The following is a 15,773-nucleotide window of genomic DNA, read 5'->3' on the forward strand; positions in this document are numbered from 1 at the left end:
GATCGCTTGCGCGCCTCGGGGCGACAAAGCGGAGCCGCACGCGTTCGTTCCTCCACGGCGCCGACGCCGGACATTTGCAACGCGACGGGAACGGAATCAGCAGCGCGACGGTTACCGTTCCAACAGGAGCTGTCGCCGTGCGCCGCCCGAAGCCGCAACCGATCCGTAACAAGCTCGACCTGACCGACCGCACCCAGGTACGCCTCGTCAAGAAACGGCTCGGACTGTCGGACGCCGAGCTGATCGCGATCGTAGGGCGCATCGGCAACTCCATTCCGGCCATCAGCAAGGAGGCGGCTCTGCAGAAAGCCAACGCGCTGTCCAAGCCGGCCGACGTCGAGTCCATTGCCGGGACGGCGCCGATATCCTGACGGGCAATTCGGGGGCAGAAATTCGGGGGCAGAGATGGACCAGCCAGCACATTCAGACGAGGCCCTGACGCGGACGGCCTCGCGCCTGCGCCGCACCCGGATCACCGAAGGCAGACCCTTCCCGCTCGGCGCCACCTGGGATGGCCTCGGCGTCAATTTCGCGCTGTTCTCAGCCCATGCCACCAAGGTCGAGCTCTGCCTGTTCGACGATACCGGCGAAGCCGAGCTCGAGCGCATCGAGCTTCCCGAATATACGGATGAGGTCTGGCACGGCTATCTGCCCTCCGCCCGCCCCGGCACCGTCTACGGCTATCGCGTCCACGGCCCTTACGAGCCCGACGCCGGCCACCGCTTCAATCCCAACAAGCTCGTGCTCGATCCCTACGCCAGGCAGCTGGTCGGCCAGCTCCGCTGGGGACCGGAGCTGTTCGGCTACCGGCTGGATCGCGCCGACAAGGACCTCTCCTACGACGAACGCGACAGCGCGCCCTTGATGCAGAAATGCCGCGTCATCGATCCCGCCTTTACCTGGGGCATGGCGCGCAAGCCGGAAGTGCCGTGGGAACGCACGATCTTCTACGAGATGCACGTCAAGGGCTTCACCCAGCTGCATCCGCTGGTGCCGGAAGCCGACCGCGGCACGTTCTCGGGGCTCGCACATTCGGAAATCCCGGCTTACTTGCGCTCGCTCGGCATCACCAGCGCCGAGCTGCTGCCGATCCATGCCTTCGTCGACGACAGCTATCTGGTCGAGAAAGGCCTGCGCAATTACTGGGGCTACAATTCCATCGCCTTCTTCGCTCCTGATCCGCGCTACCTGAAGGCGACGTCTGCGAACGAGTTCAAGGCCACGGTCAACCAGTTTCATGCCCATGGCATCGAGATCATTCTCGACGTCGTGTACAATCACACCGCGGAAGGCAACGAGCTCGGCCCGACCCTGTCGTTCAAGGGCATCGACAACGCCAGCTATTACCGTCTGCTGCCGGACAAGAAGCGCTACTACATCAACGACACCGGCACCGGAAACACGGTCAATCTCTCGCATCAGCGTGTGCTGCAACTCGTCGCCGATTCCTTGCGTTACTGGGCGACCGAGATGCGGGTCGACGGCTTCCGTTTCGATCTCGCCACCATTCTGGCGCGCGAACCCTATGGCTTCGATGAAGGCGGCGGCTTCCTCGACGCCTGCCGCCAGGATCCCGTGCTCTCCAGCGTCAAGCTGATCGCGGAGCCCTGGGACGTCGGGCCCGGTGGCTACCAGGTCGGTCAGTTTCCGCCGGGCTGGGCCGAGTGGAACGACAAGTTCAGGGATACCGCGCGCGCCTTCTGGAAGGGCGATCCGGGCACGCTGGCCGACTTTGCCAAGCGCGTCTCCGGCTCCGGCGACCTCTTCAACAAGCGCGGACGCCGGCCTTGGGCCAGCGTCAACTTCGTCACGGCCCATGACGGCTTCAACCTCAACGACCTCGTCTCGTACAACGACAAGCACAACGAGGCGAATGGCGAGGACAATCGCGACGGTCACAGCAACAACCATTCCTGGAATTGTGGCGTCGAAGGGCCGACCACCGACCCGGAGATCATCGCCTTGCGCGAGCGCCAGAAGCGGAATCTGCTGGCAACGATGCTGCTGTCCCACGGCACGCCGATGCTGCTCGCGGGCGACGAGTTCGGGCACACCCAGAACGGCAACAACAACGCATACGCCCAGGACAACGAGACCACCTGGCTCAACTGGATGGGCATCACCGCGAACGGCCGCAGCCTGCGCGAGTTCGTGCGCAAGCTGATCGCCACCCGCAAGGCGTTTCCGATCCTCTACCGCAGCCGCTTCCTGGTCGGCTCACACAACGAGGAGCTCGACGTCAAGGACGTGACCTGGCTGTCGCCATCGGGCGAGGAGATGACGACGGAGCAATGGCAGGACGGCAATGCCAAATGCTTCGGCATGCTGCTCGACGGCCGCGCGCAGGAGACCGGCATCAAGCGCCGCGGCTCGGATGCGACCATGCTGCTGGTCTACAACGCGCACCACGACGTCGTGAATTTCACCCTGCCGGAAGTCACCGACGGACGCAGCTGGCTCGGCCTGATCGACACCAATCGTCCCGACGCGCCGATGGCCGAGTTCGAGTTCGGGCATGCTTACGCGGTGACCGCGCGCTCGCTGGTGGTGTTTGGCCTTGCGAACGACAGCATCGCGACGCGGCGTCTCCGCCAAGGCCTCGGCGCGCTGATGGACATCGCCGACACGCCCCTGCCCGAGTAGCCGCGAGCCGTTCGCTCGCGGTCAGCGATCGACTTCGCCGAAAACGATGAGCCAGCGAGCCAAGAATGGCCGGGACGTCCGCCAGCAATGCCCCTTACAGCGGAAAATCCATCGCTTGAGCCTTTGGAACACCGCATCAAGAGCCGCGTTCAATGTCGAAATTGGAGACTTGAGATGAATGTCGATTGCTCGCCGCCGCTCTCGCGATCAATCCCCGCTACGCCCGCGCGCGCCGTTACAGGAGTTACCGGTGATCGGCCCGACCAACCGACCGGCAACTGGCGCTCGTCTTGACCGACCGTGCAGCTGGACCGGGCGGTGCGAGCGGAGCCGAGCGCCCTCTCTCCGCCGTCGCGTTCTCGGGCGGTCTCGGCCTCGGCGCCTATCACGGCGGTGTGTTTGAAGCACTCACTTCGCTTCGGCTGCCGATCGACTGGGTGACCGGTTCGTCGGCAGGGGCCATCACGGCCGCGCTGATCGCGGGGAGCGCGCGCGACGACCGGCTGCGGAATTTACGCAGCTATTGGCATGCGCCAAGCAGTCCAACCGACGTGCCGAACGCGAGCCGCCATACGTTCGCGTGGCTGAGCTCGATCAGTACGCGCGTGCTGGGCCATTCGGGATTCTTCCATCCCCGCCTCCCGATTCCGGCTTCTCACTACGGCAGCCTCTACGATCTCGGCCCGACCCGCGAACGCCTGCAGCGCTTGATCGATTTCGGACGTCTGAACGGCGGCGATCCGCGCGTCACGATCTGCGCCACCGACGTCGAGAGCGGCGATGCCGTGTTGTTCGACACCGCATCGGAGCGGATCGAAATGGACCATATCCTGGCCAGCTGCGGGTTTCTCCCTGAATTCGCTCCGGTGCAGATCGCCGGCCGCTGGCTCGTCGACGGCGGGTTCTCGCTGAACGCGCCGTTCGACCCGATCCTCGAAACTGCAGGCCCGCTCCGCCTCTATGTGGTCGATCTGTTTCCGCGCGACGGCAAGGTCCCTGACGGGCTCGAGGCCGCGTCGGAACGCAAGAGTGACCTGACCTTCGGCAATCAGACCTTCCAGCGCCTCGGCTACGCTCTCGAAGCCCGTCAGCTCCGCGCCGAGCTTCAGGACCTCCACTACGACGACGAAGTCTATCTTCTCAGCTACCGCCCGGGCCGCGAGGAAGCCGGGCCGGAAAAATCCTTCGATCTGTCTGAGACAGCCATGGCGCAGCGCTGGCGCGCCGGCTTTCTGGACATGCAATATGCCGCAAGCCTCACGCCAGTCCCGAACGAGATCTGCAGCGTGCGGCGGCCCTAAAGCGGAATGGCTTTAGGTTGAATCGTTTGCCACGGGCTCGGTGCAACCTCTCCCGCTTGCGGGAGAGGTCGCGCCGAAGGCGCGGGTGAGGGTTTTCTCCTCTAGGGGGTTATCCCATTGCGGAAACCCCTCCCCCAGCCCTCTCCCGCAAGCGGGAGAGGGAGCGCACTTACCTTGTCGCAATCAAACCTGATCTCATCACGCTTTTAGTGATGTCTGTCGGTGTCGGGACCCGAGCTGCCCGCTGTCTTGCCGCCCAGCCGCTCGCGAATGTCGCGCAGCAGCTGCCTGAGACCGTCATCGGCAGCCATGCCGTCGGGCGGGGCGACGCTCCTCGGATATGAGCCCCGTCGTTTGTTGGTCCATCAAGCTTTGAATGACCGGGCGCGCGAGGCGTTCCTAAGGCGGACTACCCCTCACCGGCTCGTCGGCGAGGATACCCCGCGCACCGTCTGCGCTGCGAAGCGGGCGATCAGGCGCCGGAGCTGCGCCTTGTGCACCAGGCGGGCCGCCGTCCTGGGCGAGACCCAGATGGCTTCCCGCTCTCCCTTCTCGGGCCACCAGCGCTCGCGCCCGTGCACCTTCATGGGGAAGACGGCAACGTTCATGGTCCGCTTGCGATCGCCCTTTCGCTTGCGGTGCTTGAAGCTGCCCAAGGCGCGCGTTGCCACGACACCGACCAGGCCCGCCTCCTCATAGGCCTCGAGCGCTGCCGTCAGATGCGGCTCCTTGTTGCGCATCGGCGATCCCTTCGGGACGCTCCACCGGCGCTTGCGCCTGGTCGTGATCAGCATCACCCGCAGCTCGGACTTGTCCAGACGAAACGGCAGAGCGGCAAATTGCTTCTTTCCCATCAAGCGCCTCCAAGTCGCGTTCGATAAGCGAGCGCCGCAGCCCATGGTTCCTGTTTTGCGCAGCGGCGCCTCATCCACGCAAGGAACACCCTGCCGCCGCCTGGGTTATTTAAAGGGCGGTGGCACAACGCTTGTCGACAGGGACGCATATGCCAAAGGCAACTGAAAACGACCCGCGAGAGACACCGCTTGACGATCCGCGCCAGCAGACGGACATGCCGACGCACCGGCAAACGAACAAGCCGTGGCAAGGCAATCCCGAGAAGGACCAGATCGATCCGAAACGGCCGCCGGTGGACCTTGAGCGTTGGCAGAAATCGAAGACGCACTAGGCAGCGGCCGCTGGCAGTCTGCGGCAGTCAGATTCTGTCGAGATCATGAATGACGGGCCGCAGCGGCCCGCCCGGCTCGAGGTCGAGCGTTGCCAGCGTAATCGGCAGCTTGAAGCGTCGCTTCCCTGCACTGCCCGGATTCAGATAAAGCACGCCTTCCCTGGTCTCGATCCGCACGCGGTGGGAATGCCCTGAGACCACGACGTCGATGCCGCGCTCGGCAGGATCGATCGCCAGCTCGTTGAGGTCGTGCAGAACGTAGAAGGCGCGACCGCCGAGGCGCAGCGTTTGCGTTTCAGGAAAGCGTTCGGCCCACGCGCCCCGGTCCACATTTCCTCTGATCGCGGTGACGGGCGCGATGCGGCCAAGCCCGTCCATCACAGCCTGGGCGCCGATGTCGCCGGCGTGGATGATGTGCGAGACGTCGGCGAGACAGCGCTCCGCCTCGGGCCTCAGCAGCCCATGCGTGTCGGCGATCACCCCAATCCTGAACGTCATGTCAGATCATCGCTTCAGTGCATTACGTCCAACGGCACCCGGCCGATTTCCTCACCATCCTCGTTCGTGACGAGGATCGCGAAGTGACGGCCCTTGAGCTCGGGACGCTGCGCGAGCAGACGCCGCGCAATTTCTTCGGCGACGTCCAGGGCCTGCATGTCATCCGGCAACTCGGCACCTCCTTCGTCTGCCACGGTTTTAGAATCCACCAAATCGAAATGATAGCGCGGCACGTCTGGCCCTCAGCTTTTCCCGCAGGAACGCCCGGTCTCGAAGCTTCGTTCCGGCGTGGGAGCCATCTGCGGTCCAGCAGACAATACGTCGTGACGGTGGACGGAGGCCACGGCTCGTTCGGCACCAAGATCGGCGATTGCGTCAGGGCCTATGCCTTGCCGGAGCGACGGCAACAGACGAGCGGCGGCCTCACGCGCGGCGCCGCCGTGTCCGCCCGCGGGGGCGGTACGGACGGCCAGCCCTCGATGCCGCGAACGCCAGGCCGGCAGCGATCCCGAGCAGCACGAGCCCCTTGCTGAGCACAGCGGCGGGCGGAACTTGCTTCCGCGCCAGCCAGCCGCCGTCCACGGACGTACCCTGCGGACCCGCTTCGAACAAGGTGCCTTCGTTCCTTGCGGAGGGACGCGCGCGCGACAGCAGCCAGCGGAATGCTGCTCCCAGGATATTCTCGGTGATCTCAGGGGCCATCGCATAGGCCAATTGCCCGGCGCGCGCCGGCCACCCCACCGCCACCTCGTCACGAGGCGCGTGGGCGAGGCGCAGGAAAGTCTCGGCCACGTCCTCGGATTGATAAAGCAGCGGGCCGGGATCGAGCCGTCGTCCGGACCTGTTGGCCCCGTGGACGAAACCCGGCGTATCGACGATGGACGGGAAGACGCCGCAGACATGAATGTCGGGATGAGCCCGGAGCTCCTGACGCAAGCTTGCGGTGAAGCCGCGCAGGCCGAACTTGCTGGCGGTATAGGCTGCGGCAAAGGGTGTCGGCGCCCATCCGCCGAGCGAGATGTTGTTGATCAGGACACCACGGTTCTGGCGGAGGAAGATCGGAAGCACCGCGAACGCGCCATGCATGGTGCCGAGCAGATTGACCTCGATGGTGCGGCGATGGAGAGCGATATCTGCGTCCTGATAGGCCCCGAACACGCCGGTGCCGGCGTTGTTGATCCAGACGTCGATGCCGCCGAAGGCCTCGTCCGCCGCACCGGCTAGACGCTGCATCGCCTGCGCGTCAGTGACGTCGGTCGGCACGGCCAGAGCACGGCCTCCGAGCGCCTCACATTCCGCAGCAAGGCGCATCAAGACCTCGCCGCGGCGCGCCGCGAGGACCACGCTTGCGCCCTCGCGGGCAAAGGCCAGCGCCGCGGCACGCCCGATTCCACTGGAGGCGCCGGTGATGACGACGCGCGTGCCGGCCGTGTGCCCCTGCACGCGTCCCGAGACCTCCGCCGGAAGCAGCCAGCGCAGGGATGTTTCGAACCAGTCGCCATGCGCAAAGATCACCCGCTCCGGAGCCAGCTTGACGAGCCGCTGGGCCGCAGCCTGCGCCGAACGGCCACCGAGCCGCAGCAGCAGCCGCAGATAGACCGGGGCCTTGCCGTCCGGCTTGGCAATGCCGAGCAGGTTCGCCGCCGCCGCATTCGACGCGCTGAGGTGGCGGGGATCGAGGTTCTGCACGAGATCGGTCAGAACCAGTGTTCCGCTCCGCCGGTCGAACAGCTCGACCTCGGAGAACATCGGAGCATTCACCGACGATGTTTGGAGGTCGGCGGCCCACTCCTCCGGCGTCGTGTCTCCAATTTCGCGATCGATACGGATGCCGGCCGCCCGCACCTGCCCGCGCGCCGCAAGGCCGCGCGCGGCAAAGATCGCGGCCTGCGGCAGCTGCCTTTGCCATTCAGGCAGAAACATCCAATGCGCGATATTCGGCGCCAGCAGGTACCTGATCGAGCCCAGCCGCTCCAGCTCCTGGCGCAGAGCGGGCGAATAACGCACCGGCGAATGCAGCACGAGGTCGCCATTCGACAAGCGGATGACGGTCATCCGCACGGGCAGTTGCAGGCCGGCGGCGCTGATTGGCTTGTCGTCCAGGATCCAGATATCGTCCGTCACCCGCGACAGGCTGGCGGTCGACACAGCGGCGTCGGAACTTTGCATGAGCGTCTTTCCCTCGCGAAGACGTTGCTCCAAAGCGCGTGGGCGACGCTCGTTCCTCAGCAATGTCTTGGAAATAATGGTCTGGAAATCACGTCGCCGCAGTGGCTCGACCTGCTTCGAGGCGCGCCCGCAGCGCGTCGCGGACTTCGGCGACGACATGGCCCCAATCGCCCGGCCGTCTTTGGTGAAACAGGCGCAGGCTCGGATACCAGAACGAGCGCGCGCCGGATGGAGGCCAGCGCCAGTCGCAATCGGCATGAAGCAAGACCCAGGCCTCGCATCCAAGCGCGCCCGCAAGGTGTGCGACCATGGTATCGACACATACGACGAGATCGAGCTGCCGCAGGCGATGGCCGAGAGCTGTGATGTCGGGCGTGCTGACGTCCCGCGCCCCGACCGCCGCAAGCTCTTCGGTGCTGGCGCCGCGCTGGAGCGAATGGAGCGTGACGCCGAACCCTGCGAGGTTGCGCAACAAGGCGGCCGGCACCTCCCGCCGCTTGTCCCACTCACCGACCTTCCAGACCAGGCCGACGGCCAGACCTTGTCCTCTTCGGGGCGGCGGAACGGCAAGTGGAGGCAGCGCCAGGTAAGGCCCGCGCATCTCGACCTGATCGCGGCGCGCTCGGATGGCGTGCGGCACCTCCATGATCTCGATGTCGACCTCGAAAGCGATCTCGGGCGCACCATCATGCAGCGGGATCGCACGATCGACGCCGGCCGCGCCCTCGAGCAGCGGCAGCAGCTCGGGTTGACACCACAGGGTCACGCTGCGCGCAATCGCACGAAGCGGGCTCATGAAGCGCAGGAACTGGATGGTGTCGCCGAGCCCGTGATAGCAGCGCACCAGCACGTGCTTGTCCTTGAGGTCCTCGCCGCGCCAGATGCGCTGCAGATGGCGCGGACCGGTGTGCTTGGGCGGATGTGCGATCTCCAGCAGATCACGATCGTTGATCATCCAGGCGCGCGCGAAATCGCCCGCCCTGATCGCTTCCGCCCAGCAACCGGGCGCCGTCGACGTCATGTCACCTCTCTTTGACAAACCGGGCGATGAGCCCGTACCGCACCGAACCATTGGCCGACAAACGCGGGCCGGAATGATTGGTTCTTCGCGGCAAATTCGAAGCGGTCGTGCGAGGCGAGCATCATCTTCTTCATCTTCATCATGAAAGCTGTTCGTTCCCGGCTGGCGGCTCGGCATTTTATCCCAGGTTAAGCGCGTCGCATTTTGTCGCGATGAATCGCCCAAGGCTTGCCGCTCGCACCGCCTTTCCAGGAACGAACATACCTTCCGCACGTTCGCCGACGTACTTACACCGACTCTTGCACCGACTCTTGCACCGACGCCGCGTGTTTCCGGAGGGCTTCATTCCATGCATTCTCGTCTTCAAGACAGGCGCCGCGTGCGCGTCGGACTCGTCGGCGTCGGCAATTGCGCGAGCTCCTTCGTCCAGGGCCTCACCTACTACCGGAACGCCAAGTCGAACGAGCCGGTCCCGGGACTGATGAATGCGGACCTCGGCGGTTACCATATCAGCGACATCCAGATTGCGTCGGCGTTCGACGTCAACGCCAACAAGGTCGGCCGCGACGTCGCCGATGCGATCTTCGCGGCGCCCAACAACACGCACCGCTTCTCCGACGTCGCGCCGACAGGCGTGATCGTGCAGCGCGGTCCGGTCCTGGACGGCATCGGCCAATATCTTACAGGCGACGTTCCGGTTGCGGACGTGCCGGAGGCCGACGTGTCCGAAGTGCTGGCGATGTCCCGCACCGACGTTCTGGTATCCTATCTTCCGGTCGGCTCGCAGCGCGCCAGCGAATGGTATGCGGCGCGCGCCATCGAGGCCGGCTGCGGCTACGTCAATTGCATTCCGGTTTTCATCGCCTCCAATTCGGAGTGGCGGCGCCGCTTCGAGGAGGCCGGCCTGCCGATCGTCGGCGACGACATCAAGAGCCAGGTCGGTGCCACCATCCTGCATCGCGTGCTCGCCAATCTGTTCCGTGACCGCGGCGTGCGGCTCGACCGCACCTACCAGCTCAATGTCGGCGGCAACACCGATTTCAAGAACATGCTCGAGCGGGAGCGGCTGGCCTCGAAGAAGATCTCCAAGACCCAGGCCGTGACCAGCCAGTTCGACGTCCCCATGGACCCCGACAACATCCATGTCGGACCGAGCGATCACGTACCGTGGCTCACCGATCGCAAGCTCGCCTTCATCCGCCTGGAGGGAACGACGTTCGGCGGCGTTCCCCTGAGCGCCGAGGTCAAGCTCGAGGTCTGGGACTCCCCGAACTCGGCCGGCGTCGTGATCGACGCGGTGCGTTGTGCCAAGCTCGCCATGGACCGCGGCCAGGCCGGAGCGCTGACCGGCCCTTCCAGCTATTTCATGAAATCGCCGCCGCAGCAGTTCACCGACGAAGAGGCCGGACGGCGGACACGCGCCTTCATCGACGACAAGGCGCTTGCGTGATGGCTGGGATCATCCATCTCGTCCGGCACGGTCACCATGCCCTGCTCGGCCGCATCCTGTGCGGCCGGATGAAAGGCGTCGAGCTCAGCGATCTCGGCTGTGAGGAGATGGCACGCTGCGCCGGCACCATCGCGCCGCGGCCATCGCTCATTCAGTCCAGCCCGCAACGGCGCTGCGTGCAATCGGCCTGCATCCTCGCCGCGCATTTCAGGCTGCCGGTGGAGATCGTCCCCGCCCTCGACGAGCTCGATTATGGCGAATGGACCGGACGATCGTTCGACGACCTGGCGCCGGATCGTCGATGGTCGCGCTGGAACGGGCGACGCGGCACGAGCCGCCCGCCCGGCGGCGAGACCATGCGGTCGCTTCAGAACCGCGTGGTCGCTCATCTGGAGCAGCTGCGTGGCGATCGCAATCTCGGTGCCGCCGTCCTCGTCAGCCACGCCGAGCCGATCCGCGCCGCGCTCCTGCACTATTCGCGCACGCCGCTCGACCAGTTTCTTTCGATCGAGATCGATCCTGCCAGCATCAGCACGCTCCGCGCCGACAGCCGCGGCATGAAGATCACCGGGATCAACCAGCGGGTGGCGGCGTGAAGATCGTCATCTTCGGCCTGACAATCTCCTCGTCCTGGGGCAACGGTCACGCCACCTTGTGGCGCGGCCTCTGCAAGCATCTCGCGCGGTCGGGGCACAGTATCGTCTTCTTCGAGCGCGACGTTCCCTATTATGCCGGTGCCCGGGATCTCCATGAACTGCCGGGCGGCGCGCTCCGGCTGTTCGCGAACTGGGACGATGTGCGGCAGGCGGCAAGCGCCGAAATCCGTGATGCCGACGTTGCGATCGTGACCTCCTATTGTCCCGATGCGATTGCCGCGACCGAGCTGATCCTCTTCGAAGGTCGTGCTGTTCCCGTGTTCTACGACCTCGATACGCCGATCACGCTGGCAAAGCTCGACGCCGGCGAATCTGTCCCCTATATCGGTCCGCGCGGCCTGCAGGATTTTGAGCTGGTGCTCAGCTTCACCGGCGGACCTCACGTTGCGGACGAATTCCGCAATCGGCTCGGGGCGCGGGATACCCGGGCGCTTTATGGGCATGTCGACACAGACATCCACCATCCGGTCATGCCGCAGCCGCATTATCGCGCCGATTTGTCCTATCTCGGCACCTACTCCGAAGACCGCCAGCGCACGCTCGAGGCGCTTTTCGTCGCGCCCGCGCGGGCGCGCCAGGACCTCCGCTTCCTGATCGGCGGCGCGCAATATCCGGACGATTTCCCGTGGTCGCCCAACATCTATTTCGTGCGGCACCTGCCGCCGTCCGAGCACGCACCGTTCTTTGCCTCGTCGCGGCTAACGCTCAACGTCACCCGCCGGGCCATGGCGGAAATGGGCTGGTGCCCATCCGGCCGGCTGTTCGAGGCCGCGGCTTGCGGCGCCCCGCTGCTGAGCGACCACTGGCCCGGAATAGCGGACTTCTTCGCGCCCGGAGAGGAGATCCTGATCGCACGCGACGAGCACGACGCGCTCGCCGCGCTGGCGACGCCGGATGCCGAGCTCAGGCGGATGGCCCGGCGCGCCTATGACCGCACCATGGACCAGCACACATCCGACAAGCGCGCGCGTGAACTGATCGCGATGCTCGAGCAGACAACGTCGGGCCGCGTCAGCCGGCAACAAATCGAGGAGGCCTGATCATGTGGGGCATCGTTCCGGCCGCGGGCCGCGGCAGCCGTATTCAGCCGCTTGCCTTCTCGAAGGAATTGCTGCCGGTCGGCAGCCGGCGCGACGAGGGTACGGACCGCCCCTGCGCGGTCTCCGAATATCTGCTGGAGCGCCTCATCCTCGGCGGCGCCGACAAGATCTGCTTCGTGATCTCGCCCGGCAAGTCCGACATCCTGGAATATTTCGGCGACCATTACGGCAGCGCCGAGCTCGCCTATGTGGTGCAGCCCGAAGCCTCCGGCCTGTGCGACGCCGTGTTCAGGGCAAGCACCGTCGTCGGGCGGCACGAGGATGTCATGGTCGGCCTGCCCGACACGGTCTGGTTTCCCAAGGCGGCCCTGCAGTCCCTGCCCGACGCAGACCTCTCGTTCCTGCTGTTCCCGGTCGAGCATCCCGAATTCTTCGATGCGGTCGTGCTGGACGGCGAGCAGGTGACGGAGATCCAGGTCAAGCAGCCGAATGCAGCCTCGCGCTGGATCTGGGGTGCTTTCAAGATGTCGGCACACGGCTTCCGCCAGCTGCAGTCGCTGTGGCACGCACGCGAACGCGGCGACGAATATTTCGGGACGCTGGTCAACGCCTATCTTGCGGCCGGCGGCAACGGCATCGGCGTCAAGGCCGGCGAATCCTACGTCGATGTCGGCACCATCGACGGCTATCGCACGGCGATGGCCCTGCTTGCCGAGAGCGCCGAGGGCCGCTCCAAGTCGCGGGCCCACGCCTCATCGGACGGGGCCCGACCTGTCATAGTCAACAACGGAGCGATTGCATGACCATAGGCGCCCTCTCCCGTGAGGAAATCCGCCAGCGTGTCGATGCGCTGGGGCCATGGTTTCACAATCTCGACCTCAAGGGCGTGCCGACCGCGCCGTCGCACTTTCTCGGCGACTATCCGAACGTGAAGTGGCAGCGCTTCTCCGGCATCATCCCGGACCGGCTCGAAGGCAAGACCGTGCTCGATATCGGCTGCAATGCCGGCTTCTACGCCATGGAGATGAAACGGCGCGGCGCCGAGCGCGTGCTCGGCCTCGACACCGACGAGGAATATCTGGCCCAGGCCCGCTTCGCGGCCGAGGTCAACGGGCTCAGGATCGAATTTCGCAAGATGTCGGCCTATGATGTCGGGCAGCTCCGTGAACAATTCGACCTCGTGATCTTCATGGGCGTGCTCTATCATCTGCGACACCCGCTGCTGGCGCTGGACCTGATCCATGAGCACGTCGCCGGCGATCTCCTGCTGTTCCAGTCGATGCAGCGCGGCGACAGCCACGTCGATGCGATCGAGAAGAACTACGACTTCTGGACCACCGACCAGTTCGGTTCCTCCGGCTACCCGAAGCTGCACTTCATCGAGCACAGCTATGCCGACGACCCCACCAATTGGTGGGTGCCCAATCGCGCCTGCGTCGAGGCCATGCTGCGCAGCGCCGGCTTTGCCATCGCGGCCCATCCCGAGGAGGAAGTCTATCTGTGCAAGCGCACGGCGCGGCCGCAGGCTGACGGGCCGGTCTATCCGTCACGGGAGGCGGGCCGATGATCGAGGCGGCCAAGATCTGGAACGAGCCCAACAACAAGTCGCATTGGGACATCCTGATCGACCCGGACTGGGCGATGTTCGCCAACCTGGCGCTCGCGGCCGGAAAGGCCATCCGCAGTGCACATCCGACCTTGCCGCGCGTGCTCGGTGGCATCTCGCCGATCGACCCGTCCTTCATGCGCAACATGCAGGCGCGCGGCGTGCTCGATCACGTCGACGCCGTCGCCGTGCACGGCTTTCCGCTCGACTGGAATTTATGGCAGATCGGAGAATGGCCGGCCAAGATCGAGGAGATCAGGGCCGTCACCTCGCTCCCGGTCTGGGTGACCGAGGTCGGCGTCTCCTCGTTCGGCGCCGAGGAGGTGCAGGCGTGGGGCCTGTCGCGCACCGCCGAGCTTCTGATCGGCCGCGCGCCGCGCATCCATTGGTACAGCCTCTATGACCTGCCTTCGGCCTGGGAGGCGACCACCCGGCACAAGGAGGCGGAGGGGTCCTCCTACTACCGGCATTTCCACATGGGCCTGCTGCGCGAGGATGGAACGCCGAAAGCCGCAGCGGAGCTGTTCGGGCAATATGCCGCCGACATGGGCCTGTGCCAGTGGTTTCATTTCGAGGACCATCGCCTCGATGACGCCGTGCGCTGGATGCGCCGCTTCGGCGTGAGGCACTTGCGGACCGGGCTGTCATGGGCCGACAGCTTCCGTCCCAACGCGCTGGACTGGTTCGACCGCCAGATGGATGCGCTGGCCGAGTTCGAGGTCACCGTGACGTTCTGCTTCACGCCGGAACACCGCGGTCTCGAACCGCATCACACCAGCCCGCCGCTCGACGTCAACGAGTTCGCCGACTTCTGCGCGCAGATGATCGAGCGCTATTGCACCAAGACCGGTCTCGCCGCCTCCATTGGCGCCTCTCCACCGATGAGGGAGCCGACATGCGTGCCCTGATCCTGGTGATGGATTCCGTCGGAATCGGCGCGGCCCCCGACGCTGTCAATTACGGCGACGAGGGTGCCGACACCGTCGGCCACATCGCGGATGCGTGCATGGCCGGCCGTGCCAATGGTCCGCAACGGGAGGGCCCGCTGCGCCTGCCCAATCTCGTGGCGCTGGGCCTCGGCGAGGCCTGCCGCCTCTCCACGGGCCGGATCCCGCCCGGGCTCGACGGCCGGACACAACATGCGCGCTATGGCTGCGCCAGCGAGATCTCGAGGGGCAAGGACACGCCATCAGGCCATTGGGAGATCGCCGGCGTGCCTGTCGCGTTCGATTGGGGCTATTTTCCTAAGATCCAACCCTGCTTTCCGCGCGATCTCGTATCGAAGCTTTGCGAACAAGGCGGACTGCCCGGCATCCTCGGCAACTGCCATGCTTCCGGCACCGACATCATCGCCGAATTCGGCGAACGCCACATGCGCAGTGGCGAGCCGATCTGCTACACCTCGGCCGACAGCGTGTTCCAGATCGCGGCGCACGAGGAGACGTTCGGGCTCGAGCGGCTCTACGACGTCTGCGCGGTCGCGAGGCGGCTGGTCGATCCCCTCAACATCGGCCGCGTCATCGCGCGTCCGTTCGTCGGAACGAGCGCTGACAACTTCAAGCGCAGCTCGCACCGGCGCGATTTCTCGGTCCCGCCGCCCGAGCGGACCATCCTCGACCTTGCAGAAACTGCCGGCCGCGATATCGTGACGATCGGCAAGATCGACGACATCTTCGCTCATCGCGGCACCGGGCGAAACCTGCGCGGCGACGGCAATGCGGCGCTTTTCGATGCCACGCTCGATGGGCTGGCAGGCCTTGCAGAAGGCGGGCTGTTGTTCGCGAACTTCATCGATTTCGACACGCTCTACGGCCACCGTCGCGACGTCGCGGGCTACGCCGCGGCGCTTGAAGCCTTCGACGCCCGCCTACCCGAGCTGCTGAGCCGGCTGCGAAGCGACGATCTCCTGATCATCACCGCCGATCATGGCTGCGATCCGACCTGGAACGGCACCGATCACACGCGTGAGCAGGTCCCGATCCTGACGTGGGCCGCACAATCGACGTCTCCGATCGGTCGGCGCGCCGGCTTTGCCGACATCGGCGCGACCGTTGCAAGACATCTCGACCTGCCGGCGCCGCTTCATGGCGCGCATTTCTAGCCGGGATTCACCTGGGTTATTGATCCAGGTTAGAGAACTTTTCGTTTGTAGGTTTCGCAGGAACGAACATTCCTAGCACCGCTTCTAATTCCCAGACGTGAC

The 15,773-nt window shown here is 65.4% G+C and carries 17 protein-coding genes; 11 read left to right on the top strand and 6 right to left on the bottom strand.

Going from position 1 to position 15,773, the window contains the following annotated elements; all coding sequences use genetic code 11:
- Positions 1-137: 137 nt before the first annotated feature.
- The 3 genes from ACNJYA_RS24475 to ACNJYA_RS24485 all read left to right on the top strand — a co-directional run bounded on the left by ACNJYA_RS24475 (position 138) and on the right by ACNJYA_RS24485 (position 3,944).
- On the top strand, positions 138-371 hold the full coding sequence (locus tag ACNJYA_RS24475; RefSeq protein WP_439400845.1) for a hypothetical protein: 234 nt from the start codon (positions 138-140) through the stop codon (positions 369-371).
- Positions 372-405: 34 nt separating this feature from the next.
- Positions 406-2,643 carry a glycogen debranching protein GlgX gene (gene glgX / locus ACNJYA_RS24480; RefSeq protein ID WP_439400846.1) on the top strand — a complete coding sequence of 746 codons (2,238 nt, stop codon included), beginning with the start codon at positions 406-408 and terminating at the stop codon, positions 2,641-2,643.
- A gap of 290 nt (positions 2,644-2,933) precedes the next feature.
- The gene (locus ACNJYA_RS24485) at positions 2,934-3,944 is read left to right on the top strand and encodes a patatin-like phospholipase family protein (RefSeq protein WP_439400847.1); all 1,011 of its coding nucleotides are present in this window, start codon (positions 2,934-2,936) and stop codon (positions 3,942-3,944) included.
- A 416-nt stretch (positions 3,945-4,360) separates the two neighbouring features.
- Here ACNJYA_RS24485 and ACNJYA_RS24490 read toward each other — a convergent pair whose 3' ends face one another.
- Entirely contained in the window at positions 4,361-4,798 is a 438-nt protein-coding gene (locus tag ACNJYA_RS24490; protein ID WP_439400848.1) for an NUDIX hydrolase, read from the bottom strand.
- Between the two features lie 149 nt (positions 4,799-4,947).
- Here ACNJYA_RS24490 and ACNJYA_RS24495 point away from each other — a divergent pair, with 149 nt between their 5' ends.
- Positions 4,948-5,130, top strand: a complete 183-nt coding sequence (locus ACNJYA_RS24495) for a hypothetical protein (RefSeq protein ID WP_212256679.1) — start codon at positions 4,948-4,950, stop codon at positions 5,128-5,130.
- Positions 5,131-5,157: 27 nt separating this feature from the next.
- On the opposite strand, the gene ACNJYA_RS24500 is transcribed toward ACNJYA_RS24495, so the two are convergent.
- The 5 genes from ACNJYA_RS24500 to ACNJYA_RS24520 form a co-directional block, all read right to left on the bottom strand.
- Positions 5,158-5,628, bottom strand: a complete 471-nt coding sequence (locus tag ACNJYA_RS24500; protein ID WP_439400849.1) for a metallophosphoesterase family protein — start codon at positions 5,626-5,628, stop codon at positions 5,158-5,160.
- A gap of 14 nt (positions 5,629-5,642) precedes the next feature.
- Positions 5,643-5,861: a DUF6894 family protein gene (locus ACNJYA_RS24505; protein ID WP_172784462.1), complete on the bottom strand. Its 219-nt coding sequence runs from the start codon at positions 5,859-5,861 to the stop codon at positions 5,643-5,645.
- A gap of 190 nt (positions 5,862-6,051) precedes the next feature.
- Positions 6,052-7,797 (bottom strand): SDR family oxidoreductase, encoded by a 1,746-nt coding sequence (locus ACNJYA_RS24510; RefSeq protein ID WP_439400850.1) that lies wholly within the window; start codon positions 7,795-7,797, stop codon positions 6,052-6,054.
- 88 nt (positions 7,798-7,885) lie between these two features.
- Positions 7,886-8,818: a hypothetical protein gene (locus ACNJYA_RS24515; protein WP_172784460.1), complete on the bottom strand. Its 933-nt coding sequence runs from the start codon at positions 8,816-8,818 to the stop codon at positions 7,886-7,888.
- Complete coding sequence (locus tag ACNJYA_RS24520) at positions 8,815-8,961, bottom strand: hypothetical protein (RefSeq protein WP_439400851.1); 147 nt, start codon at positions 8,959-8,961, stop codon at positions 8,815-8,817. Before ACNJYA_RS24520 ends, ACNJYA_RS24515 begins: the two co-directional genes overlap by 4 nt.
- Before the next feature lie 206 nt (positions 8,962-9,167).
- Here ACNJYA_RS24520 and ACNJYA_RS24525 point away from each other — a divergent pair, with 206 nt between their 5' ends.
- From ACNJYA_RS24525 to ACNJYA_RS24555, 7 genes are read left to right on the top strand one after another with little or no spacing between them, the layout of a single operon-like run.
- On the top strand, positions 9,168-10,268 hold the full coding sequence (locus ACNJYA_RS24525; protein ID WP_439400852.1) for an inositol-3-phosphate synthase: 1,101 nt from the start codon (positions 9,168-9,170) through the stop codon (positions 10,266-10,268).
- On the top strand, positions 10,268-10,864 hold the full coding sequence (locus ACNJYA_RS24530; RefSeq protein ID WP_439400853.1) for a histidine phosphatase family protein: 597 nt from the start codon (positions 10,268-10,270) through the stop codon (positions 10,862-10,864). The genes ACNJYA_RS24525 and ACNJYA_RS24530 overlap by 1 nt, the downstream gene beginning before the upstream one ends.
- Positions 10,861-11,964, top strand: a complete 1,104-nt coding sequence (locus ACNJYA_RS24535) for a CgeB family protein (RefSeq protein ID WP_439400854.1) — start codon at positions 10,861-10,863, stop codon at positions 11,962-11,964. The genes ACNJYA_RS24530 and ACNJYA_RS24535 overlap by 4 nt, the downstream gene beginning before the upstream one ends.
- A 2-nt stretch (positions 11,965-11,966) precedes the next feature.
- Positions 11,967-12,767, top strand: coding sequence for a nucleotidyltransferase family protein (locus ACNJYA_RS24540; RefSeq protein ID WP_439363596.1), 801 nt, complete (start codon positions 11,967-11,969; stop codon positions 12,765-12,767).
- The gene (locus ACNJYA_RS24545; protein ID WP_439363597.1) at positions 12,764-13,531 is read left to right on the top strand and encodes a TIGR04290 family methyltransferase; all 768 of its coding nucleotides are present in this window, start codon (positions 12,764-12,766) and stop codon (positions 13,529-13,531) included. Before ACNJYA_RS24540 ends, ACNJYA_RS24545 begins: the two co-directional genes overlap by 4 nt.
- Complete coding sequence (locus ACNJYA_RS24550) at positions 13,528-14,478, top strand: beta-xylosidase (protein ID WP_439400855.1); 951 nt, start codon at positions 13,528-13,530, stop codon at positions 14,476-14,478. Before ACNJYA_RS24545 ends, ACNJYA_RS24550 begins: the two co-directional genes overlap by 4 nt.
- On the top strand, positions 14,466-15,671 hold the full coding sequence (locus tag ACNJYA_RS24555; RefSeq protein WP_439363598.1) for a phosphopentomutase: 1,206 nt from the start codon (positions 14,466-14,468) through the stop codon (positions 15,669-15,671). The genes ACNJYA_RS24550 and ACNJYA_RS24555 overlap by 13 nt, the downstream gene beginning before the upstream one ends.
- The last annotated feature ends 102 nt before the right edge of the window (positions 15,672-15,773 follow it).

Origin of the sequence: Bradyrhizobium sp. BLXBL-01 (genome assembly GCF_051853025.1) — a bacterium.
Lineage (GTDB): Bacteria > Pseudomonadota > Alphaproteobacteria > Rhizobiales > Xanthobacteraceae > Bradyrhizobium.